Genomic DNA, 25,034 nt, shown 5'->3' on the forward strand with positions numbered 1-25,034 from the left:
TATGCAAAGAAGAACTGAACGCATTTTTATTTTTCTGATCACCATAGTTCTTGGTGCATTATTTTTTACGCTCTTTAGTGTGCTGCAAAGGGGTTTTGCTGATGTAGGCAAACGACTTGACAACGGGACAATGATCAATTTAAACAGCAGAAATGCTGGTTCTGTTATGGCTGCCCTGTTACAAAAAGGATATTATTTTGAAGACAAGCGCGACATTGCGATTATTGAGAACACTGTTTCAAATGGCATAAAGACATTTACCGAACCGATCGACAATATTGGTGAGCTCAACAAAAATAAGTTTTTTGTTAACGCGGATTTAGCTTCTTCAGCAGGCGGGGAAGTCTTTAAAAAACGTGCTGCTGATTCCCGGGGGCTATTAGGCTATACAGGTGAAGATGAAAAGCGCTTTTATGAGGAATTGCGAAATCCGCCGGAACTACCCTCATCAAAAGATCTGGCTTTGGGACCATATGATATTGATGGGAACATCTTAAACCAGGAAGATGGAGTAGTAGCTGGGGTATTGATCAAATTGTCGATGGTTCTGCCTCAAGATAGTGGCTACGTAGAAAACGATTCTATCCCTGTAAAACCTGAACTCGTTTTATATGCACGAACAGATGCAGACGGCCGATTTTCCTTTCAGCACCTGCCATCAGGTAAAGGCTTCGAAATTTTACCATTAAAACCAGGTTACCAGTTTGGCAGATCTCAGGGTGTCCAAGAATTGAGCAGCGATGCCAGTTTTACTTTTAGGCAATCGCCGCATACGATAAGGCTGTTTTCTGCGCGCGACTTTAAAATCCTCAAAAAAGAAAAATCACTTATTGTAAGAAGTATCGAAGAGTACAACCAATGGTATTGGATTATTGCGGGCAGCTTTTTTCTCGGCTTCTGGATTTTACATATGGTGATCAGTTTAAGATTCCCTCAGGCTGATCAATTGGTACTCCCGTTAGTTATGCTGATGACCGGCATTTCTTTTATTACCTTATTAAGCCTGCAAGATCCCCTCAGAGATCGCTTTTTGGCAAAGGACTCCCTCCTGTTTTTTGGAATAGGAATTTTTGGGATATTATTAATCTTGCTGGTTAACTTCAGAAAATTCACAGTAGATTCTCGCTTTTACAGGATGTTTGTGCTAAGTAACAAATCAAATAAAGCAAACGGATGGCAATGGGCATTGGTAGCGTTAGGTCTTCTTGCATTAACGATTGTATTTGGCAGTGGACCAGAAGGTAGCGGTGTGAAAGTAAATCTATTTGGCGTACAGCCGAGTGAACTTGTAAAATACGGCATTATCCTGTTTCTAGCAGGTTTCTTTGCCAGTAAGGAAAAATTTATAACAGAATATCGAAGCTGGAAAAAAAGATGGTACTTTTTTTCATTTGCATTAGCCGCGATGCTGGTTGCAATTTTGATGTATCTGGTACTTGGCGACCTTGGCCCCGCAATGGTAGTTTGTTTCACGTTCATTATTCTATTTTCTTTTTCCAGAGGAGATTTTATGATGATGCTATTTGCCATTATCGTTTATACATTATCAGTTTGGTTCTTAAATATCTGGATTGCCACCCTCGCAACTGTAGTCGTCATTGCCCTCACCATGTTTTTTAACAAGAAACAAACCAGCGAATCGGCCATTATGGTCATCATGGTAATGGCAGGTTTTTTATTGATAGATCAAATTCCATATTTAGATAAACTTATACCCGGCCCTGTAAACCGACTATCTGAAAGGAAATCAATTTGGCAGGACCCATGGAATAATGAAGTGTACGGGGGCGATCAGGTGGCAAATGGCATCTGGGCAATGGCAGGCGGTGGCGTTAGCGGACAAGGCGTCGGTGAAGGTTTTGCTAAAACTATTCCTGAAGCCCATACAGATATGATATTACCGGCAATTGGAGAAGAATTTGGCTGGGCAGCAATAACTGGGATTTTTATATTATTTCTAGTTTTACTTAACCGCTCTATAATTATTGGTCGACAAACTGGAACCCCGTTCCTGTTTTACCTTTCTGCGGGCATAGGGATAAGTCTATTTGTACAATTCCTTTTAATAGCAGGTGGCTCAACCGGGGCATTGCCTCTTTCTGGGGTCGCCTTACCGTTCATAAGTTACGGTGGATCATCACTTGTAGCAAACATGTTGGCAGCAGGTTTTCTGCTTTCAGTGTCTAAAGTTAGAGGTACTGCCTTGCAAATGGACTTTATCACCAAACAGCAGGACAAGAATCTTGTTCCTGCATTGCTCTCAGCAAGTATCGCCGTACTTCTTTTAACGGTAACCGTATCCAAATATGTAGTAAACAACAAAAAATGGGTAGTTCAGCCGGCTTTAGTTGCAGATAAAAGTGGTGCAAGGATGTTTAGCTACAATCCACGTATTGCAATTTTAATGAACAAATTAGAAGCCGGAGAGTTATATGACAGAAATGGCAGAATATTAGCAACCAGCAATCCAGACAAAGTAAAGAAGCAGCGCAATCTTCTACATCAGGCTGGTTTAAATTACAATCTGGATTCTGCGGTTCATAAAAGAGTTGATCGCTATTATCCGTTTGAAGAACAAGCATTTTTTTGGACTGGCGATGTAAATACTGGTGTATTCAATGGAAGCACCAATGGGTATTTCGCGGAGTATGAACATGCGGCGGAGCTTCGAGGCTTTCATACCCCTGGTGTATCATTAACAACGAAAGCAAACAAGTATAGGGAGGACCGTTTTCTTCCCAGGGGGATAAAAGAGATGACTGTTAGTAAAAGAGATTACTCTGAACTAGCACCATTGCTGTTAGCAGGACTAAATAGTAACGAAGTTACTGAGTTTAAAAAAAGGAACAGAGACGTTAAACTTACTCTGGATGCCCGGTTACAAACTGCAATACAACACTCCATTAGTAGAGACGATTCTTTAAAAAACAATAGGGTGTCTGTGGTTATTTTGGAAGACATCACGGGTGATGTTTTAGCTTCGGCAGTTTATCCTTTACCACAGGTTAAGGATTGGGAGTTGCTGACCATGACCAATGCTGAACAAAATAAACTGGCAGGTTGGTACACAAACGTAGATTTAGGATTTACGTACGCTACACAACCAGGATCAACGGCGAAGGTACTAACCGCTATGGCGTCATTTAATAAGTTAGGCCTTGCGGCTACCGAGAAAACTTTCAACGTTAGCCTTAACGAAAGAATAAGAACTAAAGGAATTGAACCCGACGAAGTAGGTAAGATCAACTTACAACGTGCCATCGTAAATTCGAACAATGTTTATTTCATCAAGTTAGCCAACGAAGAACATCTACAGGAAGATATGGCGGCACTTTATCTTAAAACCGGGATGTTTTTGCATGGGGTTGGGGGTTACTATTTTAATAAAGCCACGAACAACGAAAAACAGGAAGAAAAATGGATGGATCTTTGGAGGAGAACAGAGTTTAAAACCAAGCCTCCATACGACCCGGGAAATATTAGAAAAACCAGAGCAAAAGGGATTTCGGGTATGGCATGGGGACAAGGCGAGCTTATCGCCACACCAGCAGCGGTTGCCAGGTTAGCTTCTGCTGTGGCCAATAAAGGAATATTGGTTCCAAACAGATATGCACTCAAAATCAGTGATTCTACTGTGGCGGTAAAGCAGGGCATCAAACTAGCTAATGACCCTAAATATGCCGCACTTCTAACGGATTTTATGCTAAAGCAAAGTGCAAATAAATCTTTTACACTAGGCCTTACTGTTGCAGGGAAAACCGGAACGCCGGAGCGGGTATGGAAAAAGGAGCGCATCAATGATGGTTGGTATGTATTCTTTGCGCCAAAGAAAAATGGAAAAGGTCATGTCGTAGTTTGTATTAGAATAGAATCTACCAGGGGCTCAAGCAAGGCTGTACTATTAGCCGGCCAACACGTGGTGCCAGTATTGAAAGCGCTTGGTTACGTTGCTGAAACAAAGAAACCAGCCGTAGAGAACATTATTAATTGACCGTTCATTTAAACGAATACTAACAAGATGTTTAATTTATTTAATAAAAACACACCTGAAAAACCTCAAGATGTAAAAGCTATCAGAGAAGCGATGCTCGTTTTTATCAAGCAGGAGTTGCAAAAAATGGAAGGTGGAGAAGGTAAAAATATAAAAGGCTTCCAGCTTTTCATCTGCTGTTTACCCGCAGAGCAATTTATGTATGATTCTGCTTTATTTTCCGCAGAGCAAGATCGTTTTAAGAACGAAATACAACGAATTGCGGATGATTTCGCAATAGATCTGCCTCAAAACTGGACATTGGAAACACTTTTTGTTGACACCTTACCCGAGGGAGCCATAAAAATGGATAACCTGGATGCTGCACTTCTCATAAAAATACCTGAGCACACAAGCGTTCAGAAATCTGAAACCGCATATGTAAAAATACTTGCAGGCGAAGCAGAACAGTTAGTTTACGCCATCAAATCTGGTGATGGAAGAATAAATATTGGTAGAGGCAAGCAGGCACAGGATACCGATGGCTTTTTCAGAAACAACGAAATCGCATTTCCAGATGAAAGTGCTAATGAGTGTAATAAGTATATTAGTCGCCAACATGCACATATCGAATGGGATAATGAATCAAGCGCATTTATGCTTTTTGCCGATGACGGGGGAGTACCTCCAAGAAATAAAGTAAAAATCCGCTCCAAGTCTGATCATAATCCTGTTAAGCTGACTTTCACAGCGCTTGGATTTATTCTTCACGAAGGAGATCAAATTATATTAGGAGAGTCTGCCGTTCTGGAGTTCAGTTACAGTAAATAAATAGGAAATGGCAAAAGTATTTACAATAACAGAAGGATTAGAAAATATGGGCGCGCTTAGCACAGGTGGCCAGGGCTCCGTGTATAAGGGCAAACGTATGGGTGCGATCATCTCTGCTGTGAAATTGTTGCCTACGCCTATATATACGGAAAACACTGAAGATAAAAACTTCAGAGACTTTCAAAATGAGGTTGAAAAGCTTAAAAAGGTTAATGAAATTCCTAATCCTAATGTGGTAAAAATTATTAACTCAGGGCTCACTGAAAGCGGATCCTTTCCTTTCATAGAAATGGAGTACATAGAAGGCCCTGACTTAGAACAACTGCTAAAAGCACCGCATCCACCCATATTCACAATTAGAGAGACTATTAAATTAGCAACCCACCTTTCCAACGCATTATCTCATTGTCACAGGGCCGGGGTAAAGCATGGAGATATCAAAAGTAACAACGTAAAATTTAATACCGATACAGGTAATTATATATTGTTGGATTTTGGACTAGCTGTAATGTCAGATGAGCAGCGCAGGTCCAGCCTTAGACATGCTGGTGCAGTTGAATTTATGGCTCCTGAACAACATGAGGGTGAAATTCTTTTTCAATCTGATGTCTACAGCTTTGGCATTATTTTATATGAATTGCTGGCTGGAGTTGTTCCATTTCCATTAATCAGCAAGGGTGAATCAAATCGTAATCAAGTGATGTTGGCGCATATTGAGAGAGATGTACCAAGCTTGATGTCACTTCGAGAGGATAAACTACCTCAGGAATGGAGTGAAGAAAAGAAGCTTGCAGAAATGAACATACCTGAATGGCTACTCGGAATAGTTGAAACTTGCCTAAAGAAAGCACCATCTGATCGCTACTCGAATGGTGTCGTTTTACATGATGCCGTATGCAATCAAGTAGAAAATACGATCGCCGTAAACGCTGTTCCACCAATAATGGAAGTAGATACGGATCGTCTAAAATTAATTGAAGAAAACAAACAGCTAACTGCGGAGTTAAGTAAATACAGAACGGATTTTAAAAAGAAATCTATCTATCTAGGTATTGCAATGGTATCGCTTTGTTTGGTAACTTTAGCAATGAGTACATTGTTCGGCAGTGACAAAAATACAGAAACAGTTTTGAACGACAGTGTAGTAATCGCTAAAGCAGATAGTCTCAAAAAAATAAAGACTAAAACCAATAATATTAAAAAAATCAACGAACCAGTAAAGAAGAAAAATGCTCCGGCAAAAACTAAAGATGGTTTAATAAATGATGTACCTGAATTTTAACAGCGCTAAACATGAGTAAAGTATTTACCATAACAGAAGGACTAGAAAATATGGGGGCCCTGCGTACGGGAGGTCAGGGTTCAGTTTATAAAGGAAAACGAATTGGTGAGATCATAACAGCTGTAAAAATCTTGCCTACCCCTATACATACAGAAAATATCGATGATAAAAATTATAGGAATTTTAGGAATGAAGTCGAAAAGCTTAAAAAAGTAAACGAAATTCCTAATCCAAATGTTGTGAAGATCGTCAACTCTGGCCTTACTGAAAGTGGATCATTTCCTTTCATTGAGATGCAGTATATTGAGGGGCCTGACTTGGAAGAACTGCTTCAGCCACCGCACACCCCTATTTTCACAATAAGGGAAACTAAAAAATTGGCTCACCAACTAGCTAATGCACTTGCACATTGCCACAGGGTCGGTGTTAAACATGGCGATATCAAAAGTAACAACGTTAAATTTAATACAGATACAGGCAATTACATTTTGCTTGATTTCGGATTGGCGATCATGTCTGACGAACAGCGCCGCAGCAGCATACAACATGCAGGTGCAGTAGAATTTATGGCACCAGAACAGCATGATGGTGAAATGTTTTTCCAGACTGACATTTATAGCTTTGGCATAGTGTTGTACGAGCTACTAGCTGGTCAGGTTCCTTTCCCCTTAACCAACAAAGGTGAGGCCACAAGAAATGCGGTTATGGTATCTCATATGGAGAAACCTGTCCCGGACATATTAGCATTGCGTAAAAGCAAAATACCAGAAAATTGGTCTGCAGAAACGAAAGCACGGGAAATGAACATTCCTTTTTGGTTAATGCAGGTAATTAAAAAGTGTCTTGAAAAAAACCCGGAAAAACGATATGCTAACGGAACCGAACTTCAGGAAGCAATCCTCCATGAAACTGCTGAACAAGGAGCGATTACCGCTGTTAAATCGGTGAAAGTGGCCATTAGCAGTCCAGTGCCTGTTAATCCCGCTTTAGAGCCGGCCAATCCGGGAAGTTTAAGATCTCCGGATACTATGGAGGTTTCCAAGCCTTTATTTATCTCGCTGATTCTCCTGCTGGTGGCATTAGGTGGTTACTCCGCATATTCTTTATTCATCGCAAATACTGAGCGTAAACAGATCGTTTATGAAGATTCAGTTGCAAAAAACGCACCCGATACCACGGCATTGGACAATCCCTATCCTATTCAGCCAGATACTACTAAAATAAATCAACCTGTAGCAATTGATACTGCAAAAAGGAAGGCTGAAGTTGATAGTTTACAAAAGGCGTATATCGAGCAAACGGGCGATAAAAGTGTGAAACCTCCTACAGCTGCTGTTCCTACTGAAAGCGGCGTAGAACCCATTTTGGTTAGCAATGGAAAGCGATACAGAATGCCGAAAGGCGCAGCTTTTTTTTATGATGAACCCAGTGCAGAGTCTGTAAAACATGGTGTACTCGGACTTTGGGTAAATACCAAGTTCAGTGTATTGGATGAGCAGAATGGATTTATATTGGTCACGCACACTAACAACGATGGAGAGGTAACAAAGGGTTGGCTAAATAAGAATGATCTAAGGGAAATTCAATAATTAAAAAATAATTTTTAAGGATTAAAACCTATTTAAAGTAATCGTGAGGGCTATTTTAAGAAATATCAATAAAATTTGAAAAAAAATAAAACCTTTTCAAAACTTCAAGCGTTATGTATATAGTTTGTTTGGTTTAGTTGATCTGTGGTGGGTCAACATCTATTAAAACAGGGATAGCAGTTCATAGCTTATCCCTGTTTCTTTTTACAGCTAGTTTAACTCTCCTTTTCTTTAGTCAGGTAATAGATTGGTATTCCAATTAACATAATTAGCACACCCCAGCCACATGTTGCAAATTTATACCTAAGCAAACCTATACACAGGGCTGAAGCCAACAAAATATACACAGCGGGTAAAACGGGATATCCGAAGGCTTTGTACGGACGTTCCGCATTCGGCATTGTTCTTCTAAGAATAAAGATTCCATAAATGGTGAGAATGTAAAAGATCATCACTATAATGACAACAAAGTCAAGAAGATCTCCATATCTGCCGGTTAAACATAACGCGGATGCCCATATTCCTTGTATCCACAATGCCCACTCTGGAACATCAGACTTATTTAACGTCGCGGCCTTTTTAAAAAACAAACCGTCTTTTGCCATCGTATAATAAACCCGAGCTCCTGCCATGATCAATCCATTGTTGCACGCAAATGTTGAGATCATAATCATTACTGCAATGATAATCGTACCTGCTTCTCCAAAAATATATTGTGCAGCAACTACCGCAACCCTATCAGATTTCGCGGTAGCAATAGCATCTAAAGGCAAAACAGCAATGTACATCAAATTTGCCAGTATGTAAATTACAGATACGATGAATGTGCCAAGAAACAAACTTAAGCCAACATTCCGTTGTGGATTTTTAATTTCACCTGCGATAAAAGTAACGCCATTCCAAGCGTCACTGGAAAATAGAGACCCAACCATAGCTGCTGATATGCCCGAAAGTAACAATGAGCCGTTGATGCCGGTCCAACTCATTGTAGTGGTATTAAATGCTCTCGGCGTCCACACGTTTGCCCAGTTGGCATTCCATATTTCTGATTTTGCAGCAAGTGTAAATCCAAATATGATTAAACCAAAAAGCGATAGTATCTTAATAATCGTAAGTATGGTCTGCAAAATTTTACTGTCCTTTACTCCTTTGCTGTTGATGTAGGTGAGGAATATAATAGTAATAATAGATACGATTTGAGCGGCATTCAGTTTAAAGCTCCCTAATTCATATAGGATATTTTCATTACTCAACGGTTCATACAGATAAGCAGCGAACTTTGAAAATGCGACTCCTACAGCCGCTATTGTCCCTGTTTGAATAACCGCGAAAAGACTCCAGCCATATAAAAATGCGACGAGCTTATTGTATGCTTCTTTCAAGTAAACATATTGACCGCCGGCTTTCGGGAACATGGCGCTTAGTTCTCCGTAACTTACGGCCGCTATCATAGTAATCAGTGCAGTAACTACCCATATCGCAATAAGCCATCCTGCCGATCCGACCTGCCTAGCAATATCCGCACTTACAATAAATATTCCTGAACCGATCATCGATCCAACCACTAGCATTGTACCGTCCAAAAGACCGAGTTCCCGCTTAAATGAACCGTCTTGAATTTCTTTTTCCATTATTACTAAGTTAGTTTGCTTGGTTCGCTAATATATTTAAAATTTACAACTAATATGAAATACTACATTATATTGGGCATATAATGAATAACTTAATAAAATATTTGGTTATTTCAGAAACACCATTATTTTTGTATCCCCCGCTATATTTTATCTGATGATCACCGTCCTAGAACAGACAAAATATAGCCGGTGGAATTAACCAAATATTAGAACCTAAAAACTAAACGACATCCTATGGATTTTTTACAAGACAATTTAATTTATTTTATTCCCCTACTGGGATTAATCGGCCTGCTGGTGATGGCGGTTAAAAGCGCCTGGGTAAACAAGCAAGACGCTGGCGACAAAAACATGCAGGAGCTGGCCGGTTATATTGCCGATGGTGCTATGGCATTTTTAAAGGCTGAATGGAAAGTGTTAAGCATCTTCGTGCTTTTTGCAGGAGCACTTCTTGCATATTCCGGAACAGTGAACGAAATAAATGGTAAACCTATTCACTCTAGCTGGATCATTGCGATATCTTTCGTCATAGGTGCTGTGTTTTCTGCAACTGCGGGATATATAGGTATGAAGTCTGCAACTAAAGCAAATGTACGTACTACCCAGGCGGCAAGAACAAGTCTGAAACAAGCGTTAAAAGTTTCTTTTACAGGGGGTACAGTAATGGGACTTGGCGTTGCCGGACTTGCAATACTTGGTCTTGGAAGTTTATTCATAGTTTTTCTTAACTATTTTAATGTGATAGGCGCCGATGGTGTAAATCCCATTCACATGAAAACGGCGATTGAGGTACTAACAGGTTTTTCACTAGGAGCAGAATCTATTGCGCTATTTGCGCGTGTAGGTGGTGGCATCTATACCAAAGCGGCAGATGTTGGTGCCGATCTTGTTGGTAAAGTTGAAGCTGGAATACCAGAAGATGATGTACGTAACCCCGCCACTATTGCAGACAATGTGGGTGACAACGTTGGTGATGTTGCCGGTATGGGTGCAGATCTATTCGGTTCATATGTCGCTACCATCTTAGCAACCATGGTGTTGGGGCAAGAAATTACCGTTGTGGACAAATTTGGTGGGATGTCTCCCATATTGTTGCCAATGGTAATTTGCGGTCTGGGAATCTTGTTTTCTATCATAGGAACTTGGTTTGTAACGATTAAAGATGAAAACTCAAGCGTACAAAATGCCTTGAATTTAGGTAACTGGTCGTCAATTGTGATAACAGCTATTGCTTCCTACTTTATTGTAAAATGGATGTTGCCTGATACATTAAACCTACGGGGTTATGAGTTTTCGAGCATCAATGTTTTTTATGCAATTATGGTTGGCTTGGTAGTAGGAACAATAATGAGCGTCGTTACCGAATACTACACCGCAATGGGTAAAGGCCCGGTAAATTCAATAATACAACAATCTTCTACCGGTCATGCAACAAATATTATTGCTGGTTTGTCGGTAGGAATGAAATCTACTGTTATTCCTATATTAGTATTAGCAGGTGGTATCATGTCATCTTACTATTTTGCAGGATTATACGGGGTTGCAATCGCTGCCGCTGGTATGATGGCTACTACAGCAATGCAATTGGCTATAGATGCATTCGGACCGATTGCAGATAATGCAGGTGGGATAGCCGAAATGAGTCAACTGCCGCCCGAAGTTCGCGAGCGTACAGATAACTTGGACGCTGTAGGGAATACGACTGCAGCTACAGGAAAAGGATTTGCAATTGCATCCGCAGCGTTAACATCGCTGGCATTGTTCGCTGCATTTGTGGGTATTGCCGGTATTTCAGCAATCGATATTTACAAGGCGCCTGTATTAGCAGGTCTGTTTGTGGGTGGAATGATCCCATTCGTGTTTTCTGCACTTTGTATACAGGCTGTTGGAAAGGCAGCAATGGATATGGTACAGGAAGTGCGGAGGCAGTTTCGCGAGATTCCAGGAATTATGGAATATAAAGCTAAACCTGAATACGAAAAATGTGTAGCCATTTCAACTGAAGCTTCAATCCGTGAGATGATGTTGCCTGGAGCAATTGCACTGATTACGCCAGTGGTGGTAGGCTTTGTCTTCGGACCTGAAGTACTTGGGGGCCTGCTTGCTGGTGTTACCGTTGCCGGTGTTCTCATGGGGATATTTCAGAGCAATGCGGGAGGTGCCTGGGATAATGCCAAGAAATCCTTTGAAAAAGGAGTTGAAATCAATGGCGAAATGTACTACAAAAAATCTGAGCCTCATAAGGCATCAGTTACAGGGGATACAGTGGGTGATCCATTTAAAGACACTTCAGGTCCTTCAATGAATATTTTGATCAAATTAATGTCTATTGTTTCTTTGGTTATTGCACCTTACATCGCAATTTCTTCTGAAGGAATCGCTTCAGCAAATGGCATTTCCGTTAATGGCATGACCATACATGCTAAATCTAGTTCAAATTCAGTTGAAATGACTGTAAATATGGATTCAGTTGTAAAGAAATCCATTGAAAGCAAGATTTCTATGCAAATGAAGATGCAGAAACAGATGGATTCGCTTCAAAGCGTCATCGATAAGCAGTCAGAGAATCTATTACTGGAAACACATCAACAGAATTAATTATAATTGTTACGAATAAAAGGGGTTTTGAGGCAAAATCCCTTTTATTTTTAGATATATTTTCTTTACGTTTGACTTTCGTAATTCATTTAAAAAAACTAAACTAAACTTATGGGTCTTTTTACAAAGAAATCAATTACACAATTACTGGCTGATGCGTCAGAGTCTGAAAAGACTTTAAAGCGAACGCTTACCGCAGGGTCGCTGATCGCTCTCGGTATCGGTGCAATCATTGGTGCAGGTTTGTTTGTGCGTACTGCTTCAGCAGCAGCACAAAATGCAGGTCCTTCCGTAACCATCGGGTTTATTGTTGCAGCAATAGGCTGTGCCCTGGCCGGATTATGCTATGCAGAATTGTCTTCTTCTATTCCAATCTCCGGTAGCGCCTACACTTATACTTATGCCACAATGGGCGAGTTGGTAGCTTGGATCATTGGTTGGGATTTAATTCTTGAATATGCTGTTGGAGCTGCTACTGTTGGAATTGCCTGGAGTGAATACCTGAATAATTTCCTCGTTGAGGTCCTCGGGGCAAGTCCAATCCCATATCAGTGGTGTCACTCACCATTTCAATCTTCAGTTGACGGGGTAACTGGTATCATGAACTTACCCGCGCTGTTTATTGTTTCCTTATTAAGCTTGCTATTGATCAAAGGAACACAGGAGTCAGCACTGGTAAATAACGTAATTGTTATTGTTAAAGTAGCGATTGTAGTGATGATCATCATTTTAGGATGGAGCTATATTAACCCTGCTTATCACACACCTTATATACCTGAAGCAACAACTTATACAGATCATCAGGGAATAACTTATAATTTTGGTGGTGTTATGGGTATTCTCGGCGCTGCAGGTACGGTATTTTTTGCATTTATTGGTTTTGATGCTGTCAGTACAGCTGCTCAGGAAACTAAGAATCCTAAAACAGCAATGCCAATTGGTATTCTAGGTTCTTTAGCCATTTGTACTGTTCTTTACATTTTGTTCGCACACGTCCTAACAGGTTTGGCACCATTAGAATTCTTTAGGGACCCAACAAAGGGTGGTGAAGCCTCTGTTGTTGCGGCAATCAAGGAAGGTATGCCTGCAACATATAGCTGGTTGAGCAAATCAGTTACTGTGGCAATTTTGGCGGGATTCTCGTCTGTTATTTTAGTTATGCTTTTAGGCCAAAGCCGTGTTTTCTACTCAATGAGTAAAGATGGTTTATTACCAGCTGTATTTTCTAAGCTGCACCCTAAATTTAAAACGCCATATAAAGGAAATCTAGTGATTTTAATATTGGTTGGAATTTTTGCAGCGTTCGTTCCGGGAGATGTTGTGGGGCACATGACGAGTATAGGTACTTTATTTGCATTTATGCTGGTATGTGTAGCTGTAATCATCCTCAGAAAAACAAATCCCGATCTTCCACGTGAGTTTAAAACTCCATGGGTGCCTGTTATTCCTATTTTGGGAGTCATAGCTTGTGGTGCGATGATTTTTGGTTTGGGCTGGGAAAACTGGCTAAGGTTATTTGTATGGCTAGCTATAGGTTTTGTTATCTATTTCACTTACAGCAAAAAGAATTCTAAACTAGGCACTGAAGGAATCACAGTAAATCCTGTTGATCCTCCAGCTCCCAAGCCGTAGCTAAGCGATTTTAAGCCCCTCTTGTAATGCAAGAGGGGCTTTTTTATTTAGTGATGGTTTACGTTTGTAAAACGCATACCTTTGCTGAAGCAACTCGTCACAGCTATGGAATTTAACTTCAGTCAGATACTCTCCACAACCATGGTCTTATTTGCAATTATCGACATATTGGGTTCCATACCTGTTGTAATTGAATTAAGAAGGAAGGCTGGTCATATTCAATCAGAAAAGGCCGCAATAGTTGCCACAACATTGATGATCATTTTCTTATTCGCCGGGGAGACTTTGCTAAAAGTAATTGGTCTTGATGTGGAATCCTTCGCGATTGCGGGTTCCATGGTCATCTTTTTCATCGCTATGGAAATGGTACTCGGACTTACCATCTTTAAAGAAGGAGAAGCTCCGGAAACTGTCTCGATCGTTCCACTTGCCTTCCCATTAATCGCTGGAGCAGGAACAATGACAACCTTGCTGTCCTTAAAAACAGAGTACGCCACCCAGAACATCATTATAGGCATTCTGCTTAATATGGTATTTGTTTACGTAGTGCTAAAGAATACAGAACGGCTGGAGAAACTACTAGGGAAATCCGGACTCAACGTTCTTAGAAAAGCATTTGGGATCATTCTCCTGGCCATAGCTATTAAGTTATTCCGAAATAATACGGGACTGTAACAATCTTTTGGTAAATTAGTCCTAACTAAAAACCGAATATGAACAGCTTCGAACAATTGACTTTGATAATTGGCGGACTAGCGGTACTATTTGAGGCCGTCAGGCACCTGAAAGAAAAACTTAAAGATTGGTTAAAAACCAACCACCATTAACATTTTTGTTTGATCAGCCTTGCTGCGAACATGGTGTCAGCCTTATCATTATATCCTTTTATCACACGAGTATCTTCAATTTTTAAAGGCAGGTTATCAGTTAACCAATTGACTACGTCTTCATTCTCTTCAGCGAAAACAGAACAGGTAATGTAAATCAACGGCTTACCCTCTTTTAAATATTTTACCACATTTTCGGCGATGGACTTTTGTAATTTTGAAAAGTATGCAACCTTATGTTCATCAAAATAATAAAGCATCTCAGGCGTCCGTCCCCAAGTCCCTGATCCGCTACAAGGCGCATCAAGAATAATTCCATCAAACTCATAATGGTGCAAGTCCTGATCGTTATTTTGTAAAAGATCAAGTACTTTCTTTTGGTACTTTTTCAGCCCTGCTTCTTGAAACCGCTCCTCAAGATTGTTCAGACTATTTTCCCGTACATCGCTTACCAACAGCTGAATTTGTGGTTCCAGGTCATGTAATAGCAAAGATTTCCCACCAGATGCGGCACAGCAATCCCACCAGTAGTCCCATTTTTCTGGCCTGAATAAATCTCCGGTCTTCTGAGAGGAAAGATCTTGCACCTGATAATACTTCTGATCTAATAACTGCTCCAGCCTGGTGCCATTGGGCAACGCAAAAGTAGATTCTGTTAGTTGTTTATAGGGCACTTCGGCTTCGTTAAAGCTTTCAGTTATCACTTTAGAATATGAAGGTTTCACCCTTAAAAAAAGATCAGGTTGGGTAAGGTAAGAGGTATAGAATTCAACTTGATCAATTGAACTGCTCAGTTTGGCTTTGAATTGAAAAAGATCCGCCACCTTAAATTTTGGATAAGTCTTTTGAATCAAGCCAATCTTATATTCCACACTTTCGGTAATATGATCCTTGAGTTCAGTCAAATAGCTATCAACAATGAGACTTGAAGTCTGGTTACAAAGGAAATCTGCAATCGCTAGTCTTTGCAACTGACCTTCCCCCATTAATGCTTTTCCCAGTCTAAAAAAACTATAAATATAACGGGTTGCCCATCGTCTGTCTGATGAGCCCATCTGCTTATTCTGTTTGAAATAAGCAAACAAAAAACGATGCAGTGGTAAAACACCATCATAACTTTTAAATATCTGCTCAAATGATCTTACCTGATGTTCTACCCTCATTCAATTGTAATTAAAGCAAAATTCTGATATTTCAAAAGCATCACACTAGTATTAATATAGCCTTGTTTAGGATCGTACCGAAAATCGAAATTATTTTGCAATCCCTTATATTTTTCTTTGGTTAAATATTGCTGATAATTCTTCCCGTGTTCCGCTATTAATTTCGCAAAATAATATCCGGAATCAAACCCCTTATATGCATACTCACTTGGTTCAAAATGAAATGTCGACCGATATTTTCTAATAAACTGACTCACTTCCTTTCGGCTGTAGTCTACTTTATAAGAAGAACTGATAACGGTATTCAACGCCTGCAATTTATCTGTGCTATATCCTTGCTTTATCCAGTCTGGATGCCCAAACAGATCAATCGAAACACCTGAATTTTTTAGTTTAATCATTTTGTCGATAGTCGACACCACAAACTTTCTGTCAGAAGTACTGAGCAGGATCACATACTTTTTATTTTTGATCAGTTTAAGCTCCATCGTAAAAACAGAGGCAAATTCCTGGAAAAAAAATGGCTTCTTAGGGTCTTCAAAAAACTTTCTTAGTGGCGTTGCCATCAATGCCTCTTCGGCCCTCGCAGGATTGATGAGCACTACTACAGTTTGCGAAGGATTGTAATGGCTGGCTACGTATTCTCCAATCCTTTCCGCATGCAGGTCCGCATTGCTGCTTACAGAGATCATATTGGGATTATTGAACTCCTTAGGATGAGTAGCTGCCAGTGGATTAACAATGGCCAAATTCTTCTCGATGGCATATGTCCGGATGTGCTTTAAACCCTCTGGAAATATGGGGCCAACCACAAGATTACTTGAAAGCAATCCTCCGTTTTGCATTAGTCCTTCTATCTGAGAATTATTGTCGCGGGTATCATAAACTTTAAGCTTAAAATTTAAACCAGATCCTGCTACCGAATCCATACCTAATTTAAAGCCCTGATAAAAATCGATCGCCATTGCAGATTTCTCCACCTCAGCTTTTGTCGCGGTTTTTAAATTTACGCTGTTCAGTTTAAAGGGCAATAGCAAAGATACTGTCGCTTCCGTAAATTTAGCCACGGGTTTTTCCGGCTTCTTTTCCACTACCTTAGGAATATCACGCGGTTTAGTTACCGCAGTTTTAACCTTCGGAGAACATGATGCTAAGACTAATCCAAGAAGAACAACGAGGCGGTAATTACTCCCACTCAATAGTTGCCGGTGGTTTTGAGCTGATATCATATACAACGCGATTTATTCCTTTTACTTTGTTAATGATCTCATTCGAAATTTTTGCCAGCACAGGGTATGGAAGATGGCACCAATCAGCCGTCATACCATCTACTGACTCTACGGCTCTAAGGCAAATTACGTTCTCATAGGTCCGCTCATCACCCATCACACCTACAGACTGAACTGGTAAAAATATTGCACCTGCCTGCCAAACTTTATCGTATAAACCTGCTTCTCTTAAATTATCAATATATATCGCATCAGCTTCCTGAAGTATGGCCACCTTTTCCGCAGTTACTTCGCCAAGAATCCTGATTGCCAAACCTGGTCCAGGGAAAGGATGCCTACCGATAATAAAATGTTCAAGTCCCAGCGATGTTCCAACTCTTCTAACCTCATCTTTAAACAATGTATTTAAGGGCTCCACCACCTTCAGCTTCATAAAATCTGGTAATCCGCCAACGTTGTGGTGAGATTTGATGGTGGCAGATGGGCCCTTAACGGAAACCGACTCAATTACGTCAGGATAAATAGTCCCCTGAGCGAGCCATACCACATCCTTCACTTCATGCGCCTCGTCATCAAATACCTCGATAAAGACTCTACCAATTGCTTTACGCTTCAATTCAGGATCCTTTAATCCCGCAAGCTGGCTTAAAAAGCGATCTTTAGCATCAACACCTTTAATGTTCAAACCTAAGTGCTTATACTGCTCCAATACAGCTTCATATTCATTCTTGCGAAGTAATCCGTTATCAACAAATATGCAATGTAAATTCTTACCAATAGCCTTATGTAGTAAAATGGCGGCTACAGAAGAATCAACACCACCAGAAAGCGCAAGAACGACTTTGTCATTACCCAGCTTTTCCTGTAAGGCTGCAATTGTCGTTTCAACAAATGCATCTGCAGTCCATTCTTGCTTACATCCACAAATGTCAACAAGGAAATTTTCCAGCAGCTGTTTTCCATCAGCGCTATGTGTTACTTCTGGGTGAAACTGAATAGCATAAGTTTGTGAATCCTTAACTTGAAAAGCAGCAACTTTAACGCTGTCTGTGCTGGCGATCAGTTCGAAGTTTTCAGGAACTACAGTAATGGTATCGCCATGCGACATCCAAACCTGTGATCCCTTTTCAATATTTTTAAACAGCTTATTTTCTGAAGAAACGAAATTCAGATTAGAGCGACCATATTCTCTCGTCGAGGATTGTTGTACCTCGCCACCAGAGTGTTGGGCGATATATTGGGCACCATAACATACAGCCAATACGGGATAATGATTATGGAACTTCGCAAGATCAATTTGTGGAGCATCTTCCTGACGAACAGAAAAAGGGCTTCCGGAAAAAATAATTCCTTTTACGTCTGCTGTAAGCTCAGGAATGTTATTGAAAGGGTGTATTTCGCAATAAACGTTTAATTCGCGTACCCTGCGGGCAATTAATTGTGTGTATTGAGAACCAAAATCGAGAATAATGATTTTTTCTAGCATGGCCAAAGTTAAGAAAATTTAATTACCTCCACACCGAACCGACGCAAAAAATCAACTCCTTCATCGCTTGGCAGGCCTTTATAGGCAGCATAAGAATCCCGGTAGAGGACAACTTTAATGCCCGACGATAAGATTAGTCTCGCACAGGCTATACAAGGCGAAAGGGTGGTATACAAGGTTGCCCCAGAAATTTTAGATCCATTTTTTACCGCATATAAAATTGCGTTCTCCTCCGCATGCAAAGCCAGTGAACAGCTACCCTTCGAGTCACGATCACAACCAGTTTCGGGCCATTCTTCATCACAATTGTGTGTGCCAGCCGGAGGCCCGTTATAACCTATGGAGATGATCCTTGTATCCTTCGCCAGAACAGCGCCGACGTGTGCGCGAACACAGTGTGAGCGAGCCGCCAGATCAGAAGCCAGGTTCATGAATATGTGATTAAAGCTTGGTTTATTTGTCATATATCATAAAAAAGCCACAGGAAATCCTGTGGACTCAAAAATAGTTTAAAAAATTTAATGTCCTCCTGAAAGCTTTTTGTCAAAAGAAATTCCTTGATTTCTTAGAATTCCACTAACTTTCCACGCATAAAAGGCCAGGTATGCAAAACAGATAATTCCTACCACATAACTGTATTGTATTCCAGTGAATTCCGAAACATATCCCTGTATCCAACTGATAATACCTCCACCCATAATCATCATGATCAGGAAACTACTTCCCTGACTGGTATTCTTACCTAACCCACTTACGGCCAATGTGAATATACAAGGCCATAATGTGCTACAGAACAAACCAACACTAGTAAATGCATAAACACTGATCATTCCTGTTGTCAACATTCCAATCAATAACGCAGCGATACCCACAAAGGAGAAAATTAGCAACATCCTTGCTGGGTTACCCTTACTTGCCGCATCGGCGATAATCAATAACAGAATAATTATTGCATACACATAAAATGGAGCAAGATCGTGTTTGGCTATCGCATTAACAGCAAGGAATATTCCAAATGCAAGATATGGTGCAACAAACCGCAACACCTTTTGCACACTGATTTTATCGGTAAACGCTTCAACCGCACCTGTCCAACGACCAATCATCATACTCGCCCAGTATAAAGAAATATAGGGCGCAATATCCTTAATTGCAAAACCCAGATCCTTCTCCATATAAGCGGGTAAATTACTTGCGGTTGACACCTCAACTCCTACATACACGAAAATAGCGATCATACCCATAACCAACTGAGGGTAACGCAAAGCTGAGCTTTTCATTGATGTGTCTTCCACTTTTCCTTCTACCAATGCAGGTCTGTCTGGCAAGGAGGAAAGTTTTAGAAATATAGCAACAGCAATAAATGCAGCTCCAAGAATCAAATATGGTATTTTAACACTTTCAATACTGATAGTACTCGTAGCATTTGTACTTGAACCGAAAATTGCAAAACTCACGATAAGCGGCCCTATCGTTGTTCCAAAATTGTTAACACCGCCGGCCAAAGTTAATCGCTGAGAACCGGTATTTATCGGTCCAAGTGCGATAGCCAATGGATTGGCAACAGTTTGCTGCAATGAAAATCCCAAAGCAACAATAAACAACCCGGACAACATCAATGGGAACGAGCCCAAGTTAGCCGCAGGATAAAACAAGAGGGTGCCAACCGCTGATATTACTAATCCAAGCGCAAGCCCATTCTTATAACCAATTTTATTAACCAAATCTTGCTTAATGAGAAATGAAATACCTGTATATATAATTGAACCAACTGTATAAGCAATATAAAAAGCCAGGGAAACCCACTGACTCTGACTTTGAGAAAGGTTAAAAGCTTGCTTAAATACAGGTATTAAGATATCATTACTGGCAGCAACAAAGCCCCAAAAAAAGAATACCGTGACTAATGGAATGAACTGCCCCCACTTGGTTTGTGTCTGTTCTGAACTCATATTTTAATTTAGTTTTTAGTGTGTTAAACATAAATAAAAAAACTGTAAGCAAGTAAGCAAAAGCATAATAAATGGGCGTATTTTATGTTTAAAATTGCATATTAGCATATTATATCTATTGAACTGAATGTTTGAAGCAATATTACAAGGGATAGGTGCAGGGGTTTTATTTTCGTTTCTAACGGGCCCTGTTTTCTTTTCTATGATCAAAACCAGTATTGAATCAGGCTTCAAAGCCGGATTTTCTCTAGCTATAGGAGTAATATTCAGCGACATAATATTTATCTCCTTAACCATCTTCAGTTCACAGTTTGTCGATTATAATGCTGAGTACAATCAATACATAGGCATAATAGGTGGCCTTTTTCTATTTGGTATTGGCAGTTACTACTTATTCCATAAGGTTAAAGTCAATTACGAAATAGCGCACACCATTAAAATCCGCAAACGTGGGTATATATTAAAGGGATTTCTCATGTGCCTGCTTTCTCCTTCCACACTTATGTTTTGGATTATGGTGGGCGGAATCATTTCTGTTCAACTTCATTACGATATGGCAGAAAAGGTGGTGTTCTTCGCAGTGGCCATGACCACTCAGTTATCTGTAGATTGTGTTAAAACCTATTACGCAGCAAAATTGAGATACCGGATCAAAGAGAAAAACATACAGGCATTAAATAAAATAGCCGGCGCAGTGATCTTGATCTTTGCTATCCGGCTATTTGTACAAGTAATATTAAAATATTACAGCTAGTATTTCTTAATAAGCTCTTTGGTTATTTCCTTCTTTCCAGTTTACAAAAGCTTTATTAACCACTTTATTACCACCTGGTGTAGGGTAATTTCCTGAGAAATACCAATCACCACTGTGATTAGGGCAAGCGACATGTAAGTTATCCAGAGTCTGGTAGATCACCTTGACTTCAGCTTTAATATTATCTGGAGTGATGATCTTAGTGATTTGGTCTGAAATTTCCTGTTGTTTAAACGGTCTGTAAATATCTTTAACATGGTTTACAATCTCTTCTTTTGGCAACAGCAAAGAAGCTTTACATTTTTGATAAACTTCTTCAATCACATGCTCCATTCCTCTCGCTTTCAAAAGCTGTATAGCTGCCTCAAATGCTACAAACTGTCCCATTTTAGACATGTCAATACCATAACAATCCGGGTAGCGTATTTGAGGGGCAGAAGAAACAATAATAATCTTCTTAGGATGCAGCCTGTCAATTATCTTTATGATACTTTGCTTAAGCGTCGTACCACGTACAATAGAATCATCAACAGCCACCAATGTATCAGTATGGTTTTTTATTACACCATAGGTGGTGTCATAAACATGCGCTACCATATCCTGTCTGTCAGCATCCTGGGTAATGAAAGTTCGCAGCTTAACATCTTTAATTGCCAACTTCTCTACTCTTGGATTCATAGATAGCAACTCATCAAGCTCCTCATCAGATAAGGTTTCTTTACGGTGAAGTAAGGTATCTTTTTGAACATTCCTAATGTAACTATGAATACCTTCCACCATTCCATAAAATGATACTTCTGCAGTATTAGGAATAAATGAAAATACAGTATTCTTCAAATCAGAATCTACTGCGTCCAAGATTTGATCACATAGCAGTGCACCTAAATGTTTACGCTCACGATAGATCTCTGCATCACTACCTCTGGAGAAATAGATGCGCTCAAATGAACAAGCCCTTTTTTCCTCAGGCTCCCTAAATATTTCCTGGCTAACTGTTCCATCTTTTTTCACAATCAAGGCATGACCAGGCTGTATTTCTTTAACATCCCTGAATGGGATGTTAAATGCAGTTTGAATTGCCGGGCGTTCTGAAGCCGCCACCACAATCTCATCATCCTGATAGTAGAAAGCTGGTCTGATCCCTGAAGGATCTCTCAATACAAACGCATCTCCATTTCCAACTATCCCCGAAATGGCGTAACCACCGTCCCAATTCTTCGCAGATCGTTTAAGTATTTTTGCAATATCCAGATTATCAGATATCTTGTGGGTAATTTCTACGTTATCCAAGCCTTCTTTTTTGTATTCATCAAATAAGGTCTGGTTTTCATCATCAAGAAAATGGCCTATTTTCTCTAACACTGTTACCGTATCGGCTTGTTCCTTCGGATGCTGACCCAATTCGTACAATTGTTCCAATAACTCATCAACATTGGTCATGTTAAAATTACCCGCAATTACCAAATTCCTGGTCATCCAGTTATTCTGACGAAGAAACGGGTGACAGTTTTCAATGCTGTTCTGTCCATGTGTTCCATACCTAAGGTGTCCCAACAAGACCTCTCCAATGAAACTCACATTCGCTTTAAGCCATTCGGCATCCTGCATCAGCTCCGGGGTTTCGTTCTGAATACCTACAAATTTATTTTGTACATATCCAAAGATGTCTGCAACGGCATTCTGAGCCATAGACCTGTACCTGCTGATATAGCGGTGCCCCGGTTTCATATCCAATTTAATAGTAGCAATACCCGCACCGTCCTGGCCGCGATTATGCTGTTTTTCCATTAAAAGATAAAGCTTATTGAGTCCGTAAAGTGCAGTACCGTACTTTTCCTGGTAATACGAAAGGGGTTTCAGAAGCCTGATAAAAGCTATCCCGCATTCATGTTTTATCGAATCACTCATTCGTGTGTTATTTGAGCCGCAAATTTAGAGTTAATAACTTTGAGAACCTAGAAAGAAATGCAATCTAAATTCAGATTTCAGTCATAAACATCTTAAACACCAATCTGCTCAGATTCAATTACCGAATTGAAAAAAACTGAGGCATGCTCATCAAACATTTTCGGATCACCAGAGGTATAAAACCGTCTTTTACCTTCTACACCAAGCCTTTCCTTCATTTCAGGATGGTTATCCAGGTAAAGCATAAGGCTCTCTGCTACAATCTCCCCCTGCCCTACCAGCTGCACATTTTCTGGCAGAATCTGTGCAATTTTAGATGCCAGCAACGGATAGTGGGTGCAAGCCAATAAAATCGTGTCTATGTCCTGATCTTTTTGAAGCAGTTCATCAATATATTTTTTAACAAAATAATCTGCGCCAGGGCTTAAATGCTCGTTGTTCTCAACCAATGGAACCCACATTGGACAACTTTGCTGATGAACAGCAACATTTGGAAAAAATTTACGAATTTCCATCAGGTAGGATTCTGAATTCACTGTACCGCGGGTACCCATCACTCCTATCACGTTTGATTTGCTGTAATTACCAATCACCTCAGCAGTTGGCCTGATCACGCCTAGCACCCTGTTGTCGGGATACTTATTAGGAAGAATCTTTTGTTGTATAGAACGTAGCGCTTTAGCAGAGGCGGTATTACAAGCCAAAATCACCAATGGGCATCCTTGAGAAAACAGCCACTCCACACATTCTAAAGTATACTCATATACGGTTTCAAATGAATGGTCGCCGTAAGGCGAACGGGCATTATCGCCCATATAGATATAATTGTAACCTGGTAATTTTTCAGATATAGATTTGAACACAGTTAAACCACCATACCCCGAATCAAATACACCTATAGACTGATTGTTCATCATAAAAAAACGGGATTGAGTTTTATTACTCAATCCCGCAATTTAATTATTTAACAGCAAATACCGCGCCTCGGCACCGAAAGGTGTCTCATATTATTTTTTTGGTGCAGCTGCAGGTGTAGTTGCAGTAGCAGAAATTCCCAGTTTAGTTTTAATTAAAGCTGTGATGTCTTCACCACCATCAAAATAAACTAATGCAGGGTTAGCTGTATCAAATACATAAGCATAACCTTTTTCTTTTGAAACCGCTTTGATCGCTGCATCAGCTTTAACTCTAATTGGGTTGAAAACTTCTGCATTCTTAGTTTCAAGCTCTTGCTGTGCTTTGGTTTTAGCATCTTCAATACGTTTTTGAAGATCTTGCAATTCAGCTCCCGCAGTTTGTAGTTCCTTACCAACTACCTCTTTGTTCGCTTCGCTAAGTGTTTTCTCTTTTGCCTGTGCAGCCTGGTACTTTGTTTGGTACTCACCGATCATTTTATCGATCTCGGCAGACTTTGTCTTAGTAAGTGCTTCTAATGTAGTTTGACCAGCTTTAAATTCCGGCATCGCTTCAATAATCATCGCAGAATTCAGGTGTGCCAATTTTTGTTGTGCATTTGCAATGTTGGCAGTAAACAGTAATCCTGCTGCTACAAAAAATGCGTTCATTAACTTTCTCATCTCTATTGTTCTTAAAAATTGTTATAATTTACTTATTTATGTGTTATTTCAAAATAGTTCCTGGTTTGTAACCTAATCTGGTAATTACGTCGTTACTCACGTCGTAATTACTACTCGCGTAAATCATCATAGTTGATTCACTGCTTTTATCAAAAATAAAATCAAAAAACTTTGCCTTTGCAATTTCAGCGATGGCTTTACTTACCTTTTCCTGGATCGGACTCAAAAGCTTGGTTCTGTTTTGAAACAACTCACCATCCGGACCGAAAATTCTGCGTTGAAAATCCTTCGCATCTTTCTCTTTTTCAATGATCTCATTCTCCCTTCTTTTACGCATGTCTGCAGTTAGCAATACCTGATCTGCCTGGTAAGCCTTATACATTTTATCAATCTCCGTAAAATTGTTATCTACCTGCTTTTGCCATTGCTCAGAAAGTACGTTCAACTGACTTAACGATGATTTATACTCAGGTAAATGTTTCAAAATGTATTCTGTGTCCACATACGCAAACTTCTGTGCAAAAGATGCAAACCCGGTAAGTAGAAAGAAGCAAATTAAAAAGTACTTTTTCATATTTATATTTTTTTCGATAGGTGACAAA

General features: G+C 40.0%; 18 protein-coding genes. 8 read left to right on the plus strand and 10 right to left on the minus strand.

The window, feature by feature from the left end; genetic code table 11:
- Position 1: 1 nt before the first annotated feature.
- The 4 genes from ACXZ1K_RS17810 to ACXZ1K_RS17825 are packed head-to-tail and all read left to right on the plus strand — an operon-like array spanning position 2 to position 7,672.
- Positions 2 to 3,991 (plus strand): FtsW/RodA/SpoVE family cell cycle protein, encoded by a 3,990-nt coding sequence (locus ACXZ1K_RS17810; protein WP_458971032.1) that lies wholly within the window; start codon positions 2 to 4, stop codon positions 3,989 to 3,991.
- A 27-nt stretch (positions 3,992 to 4,018) separates the two neighbouring features.
- Positions 4,019 to 4,801 carry an FHA domain-containing protein gene (locus ACXZ1K_RS17815; RefSeq protein WP_458971033.1) on the plus strand — a complete coding sequence of 261 codons (783 nt, stop codon included), beginning with the start codon at positions 4,019 to 4,021 and terminating at the stop codon, positions 4,799 to 4,801.
- 7 nt (positions 4,802 to 4,808) lie between these two features.
- A complete protein-coding gene (locus tag ACXZ1K_RS17820) occupies positions 4,809 to 6,083 on the plus strand; it encodes a serine/threonine protein kinase (protein WP_458971034.1) in 1,275 nt (424 codons plus the stop codon).
- A gap of 11 nt (positions 6,084 to 6,094) precedes the next feature.
- A complete protein-coding gene (locus tag ACXZ1K_RS17825) occupies positions 6,095 to 7,672 on the plus strand; it encodes a serine/threonine protein kinase (protein WP_458971035.1) in 1,578 nt (525 codons plus the stop codon).
- Positions 7,673 to 7,887: 215 nt separating this feature from the next.
- On the opposite strand, the gene ACXZ1K_RS17830 is transcribed toward ACXZ1K_RS17825, so the two are convergent.
- Positions 7,888 to 9,303 carry an APC family permease gene (locus ACXZ1K_RS17830; RefSeq protein ID WP_458971036.1) on the minus strand — a complete coding sequence of 472 codons (1,416 nt, stop codon included), beginning with the start codon at positions 9,301 to 9,303 and terminating at the stop codon, positions 7,888 to 7,890.
- A 237-nt stretch (positions 9,304 to 9,540) separates the two neighbouring features.
- Between ACXZ1K_RS17830 and ACXZ1K_RS17835 the strand changes: the two genes are divergently transcribed.
- The 3 genes from ACXZ1K_RS17835 to ACXZ1K_RS17845 all read left to right on the plus strand — a co-directional run bounded on the left by ACXZ1K_RS17835 (position 9,541) and on the right by ACXZ1K_RS17845 (position 14,211).
- Positions 9,541 to 11,904 (plus strand): sodium-translocating pyrophosphatase, encoded by a 2,364-nt coding sequence (locus ACXZ1K_RS17835; RefSeq protein WP_458971037.1) that lies wholly within the window; start codon positions 9,541 to 9,543, stop codon positions 11,902 to 11,904.
- A 111-nt stretch (positions 11,905 to 12,015) separates the two neighbouring features.
- Entirely contained in the window at positions 12,016 to 13,536 is a 1,521-nt protein-coding gene (locus ACXZ1K_RS17840) for an amino acid permease (protein WP_458971038.1), read from the plus strand.
- Positions 13,537 to 13,641: 105 nt separating this feature from the next.
- Complete coding sequence (locus ACXZ1K_RS17845) at positions 13,642 to 14,211, plus strand: MarC family protein (RefSeq protein ID WP_458973262.1); 570 nt, start codon at positions 13,642 to 13,644, stop codon at positions 14,209 to 14,211.
- Positions 14,212 to 14,359: 148 nt separating this feature from the next.
- Here the strand turns inward: ACXZ1K_RS17845 and ACXZ1K_RS17850 are convergent, their stop codons facing one another.
- From ACXZ1K_RS17850 to ACXZ1K_RS17870, 5 genes are all read right to left on the minus strand, one after another.
- A complete protein-coding gene (locus ACXZ1K_RS17850; RefSeq protein WP_458971039.1) occupies positions 14,360 to 15,526 on the minus strand; it encodes an RsmB/NOP family class I SAM-dependent RNA methyltransferase in 1,167 nt (388 codons plus the stop codon).
- Complete coding sequence (locus ACXZ1K_RS17855; RefSeq protein ID WP_458971040.1) at positions 15,523 to 16,755, minus strand: ABC transporter substrate-binding protein; 1,233 nt, start codon at positions 16,753 to 16,755, stop codon at positions 15,523 to 15,525. The genes ACXZ1K_RS17850 and ACXZ1K_RS17855 overlap by 4 nt, the downstream gene beginning before the upstream one ends.
- Positions 16,712 to 18,241, minus strand: a complete 1,530-nt coding sequence (gene guaA / locus ACXZ1K_RS17860) for a glutamine-hydrolyzing GMP synthase (protein WP_458971041.1) — start codon at positions 18,239 to 18,241, stop codon at positions 16,712 to 16,714. Before guaA ends, ACXZ1K_RS17855 begins: the two co-directional genes overlap by 44 nt.
- An 8-nt stretch (positions 18,242 to 18,249) precedes the next feature.
- On the minus strand, positions 18,250 to 18,672 hold the full coding sequence (locus ACXZ1K_RS17865) for a deoxycytidylate deaminase (protein WP_458971042.1): 423 nt from the start codon (positions 18,670 to 18,672) through the stop codon (positions 18,250 to 18,252).
- A gap of 87 nt (positions 18,673 to 18,759) precedes the next feature.
- On the minus strand, positions 18,760 to 20,193 hold the full coding sequence (locus tag ACXZ1K_RS17870) for an MFS transporter (protein WP_458971043.1): 1,434 nt from the start codon (positions 20,191 to 20,193) through the stop codon (positions 18,760 to 18,762).
- A 127-nt stretch (positions 20,194 to 20,320) separates the two neighbouring features.
- On the opposite strand from ACXZ1K_RS17870, the gene ACXZ1K_RS17875 reads away from it, so the two are divergent.
- Positions 20,321 to 20,947 (plus strand): LysE family translocator, encoded by a 627-nt coding sequence (locus tag ACXZ1K_RS17875; RefSeq protein ID WP_458971044.1) that lies wholly within the window; start codon positions 20,321 to 20,323, stop codon positions 20,945 to 20,947.
- A 6-nt stretch (positions 20,948 to 20,953) separates the two neighbouring features.
- Here ACXZ1K_RS17875 and ACXZ1K_RS17880 read toward each other — a convergent pair whose 3' ends face one another.
- The 4 genes from ACXZ1K_RS17880 to ACXZ1K_RS17895 all read right to left on the minus strand — a co-directional run bounded on the left by ACXZ1K_RS17880 (position 20,954) and on the right by ACXZ1K_RS17895 (position 25,006).
- A complete protein-coding gene (locus ACXZ1K_RS17880; protein ID WP_458971045.1) occupies positions 20,954 to 22,855 on the minus strand; it encodes an amidophosphoribosyltransferase in 1,902 nt (633 codons plus the stop codon).
- Positions 22,856 to 22,947: 92 nt separating this feature from the next.
- Positions 22,948 to 23,772 (minus strand): glutamate racemase, encoded by an 825-nt coding sequence (murI, locus tag ACXZ1K_RS17885; RefSeq protein ID WP_458971046.1) that lies wholly within the window; start codon positions 23,770 to 23,772, stop codon positions 22,948 to 22,950.
- A gap of 90 nt (positions 23,773 to 23,862) precedes the next feature.
- Entirely contained in the window at positions 23,863 to 24,432 is a 570-nt protein-coding gene (locus tag ACXZ1K_RS17890) for an OmpH/Skp family outer membrane protein (RefSeq protein ID WP_458971047.1), read from the minus strand.
- 43 nt (positions 24,433 to 24,475) lie between these two features.
- The gene (locus ACXZ1K_RS17895) at positions 24,476 to 25,006 is read right to left on the minus strand and encodes an OmpH/Skp family outer membrane protein (protein ID WP_458971048.1); all 531 of its coding nucleotides are present in this window, start codon (positions 25,004 to 25,006) and stop codon (positions 24,476 to 24,478) included.
- Positions 25,007 to 25,034: the final 28 nt, after the last annotated feature.

It is taken from the genome of Pedobacter jaeyakensis, assembly GCF_054461315.1.

What these genes read in the sequence shown, in the direction of transcription:
- ACXZ1K_RS17810 (WP_458971032.1), top strand. Translation starts at nt 2, where the DNA reads ATGCAAAGAAGAACTGAACGCATTTTTATTTTTCTGATCACCATAGTT.
- ACXZ1K_RS17815 (WP_458971033.1), top strand. Translation starts at nt 4,019, where the DNA reads ATGTTTAATTTATTTAATAAAAACACACCTGAAAAACCTCAAGATGTA.
- ACXZ1K_RS17820 (WP_458971034.1), top strand. Translation starts at nt 4,809, where the DNA reads ATGGCAAAAGTATTTACAATAACAGAAGGATTAGAAAATATGGGCGCG.
- ACXZ1K_RS17825 (WP_458971035.1), top strand. Translation starts at nt 6,095, where the DNA reads ATGAGTAAAGTATTTACCATAACAGAAGGACTAGAAAATATGGGGGCC.
- ACXZ1K_RS17830 (WP_458971036.1), bottom strand. Translation starts at nt 9,303, where the DNA reads ATGGAAAAAGAAATTCAAGACGGTTCATTTAAGCGGGAACTCGGTCTT.
- ACXZ1K_RS17835 (WP_458971037.1), top strand. Translation starts at nt 9,541, where the DNA reads ATGGATTTTTTACAAGACAATTTAATTTATTTTATTCCCCTACTGGGA.
- ACXZ1K_RS17840 (WP_458971038.1), top strand. Translation starts at nt 12,016, where the DNA reads ATGGGTCTTTTTACAAAGAAATCAATTACACAATTACTGGCTGATGCG.
- ACXZ1K_RS17845 (WP_458973262.1), top strand. Translation starts at nt 13,642, where the DNA reads ATGGAATTTAACTTCAGTCAGATACTCTCCACAACCATGGTCTTATTT.
- ACXZ1K_RS17850 (WP_458971039.1), bottom strand. Translation starts at nt 15,526, where the DNA reads ATGAGGGTAGAACATCAGGTAAGATCATTTGAGCAGATATTTAAAAGT.
- ACXZ1K_RS17855 (WP_458971040.1), bottom strand. Translation starts at nt 16,755, where the DNA reads ATGATATCAGCTCAAAACCACCGGCAACTATTGAGTGGGAGTAATTAC.
- guaA (WP_458971041.1), bottom strand. Translation starts at nt 18,241, where the DNA reads ATGCTAGAAAAAATCATTATTCTCGATTTTGGTTCTCAATACACACAA.
- ACXZ1K_RS17865 (WP_458971042.1), bottom strand. Translation starts at nt 18,672, where the DNA reads ATGAACCTGGCTTCTGATCTGGCGGCTCGCTCACACTGTGTTCGCGCA.
- ACXZ1K_RS17870 (WP_458971043.1), bottom strand. Translation starts at nt 20,193, where the DNA reads ATGAGTTCAGAACAGACACAAACCAAGTGGGGGCAGTTCATTCCATTA.
- ACXZ1K_RS17875 (WP_458971044.1), top strand. Translation starts at nt 20,321, where the DNA reads ATGTTTGAAGCAATATTACAAGGGATAGGTGCAGGGGTTTTATTTTCG.
- ACXZ1K_RS17880 (WP_458971045.1), bottom strand. Translation starts at nt 22,855, where the DNA reads ATGAGTGATTCGATAAAACATGAATGCGGGATAGCTTTTATCAGGCTT.
- murI (WP_458971046.1), bottom strand. Translation starts at nt 23,772, where the DNA reads ATGATGAACAATCAGTCTATAGGTGTATTTGATTCGGGGTATGGTGGT.
- ACXZ1K_RS17890 (WP_458971047.1), bottom strand. Translation starts at nt 24,432, where the DNA reads ATGAGAAAGTTAATGAACGCATTTTTTGTAGCAGCAGGATTACTGTTT.
- ACXZ1K_RS17895 (WP_458971048.1), bottom strand. Translation starts at nt 25,006, where the DNA reads ATGAAAAAGTACTTTTTAATTTGCTTCTTTCTACTTACCGGGTTTGCA.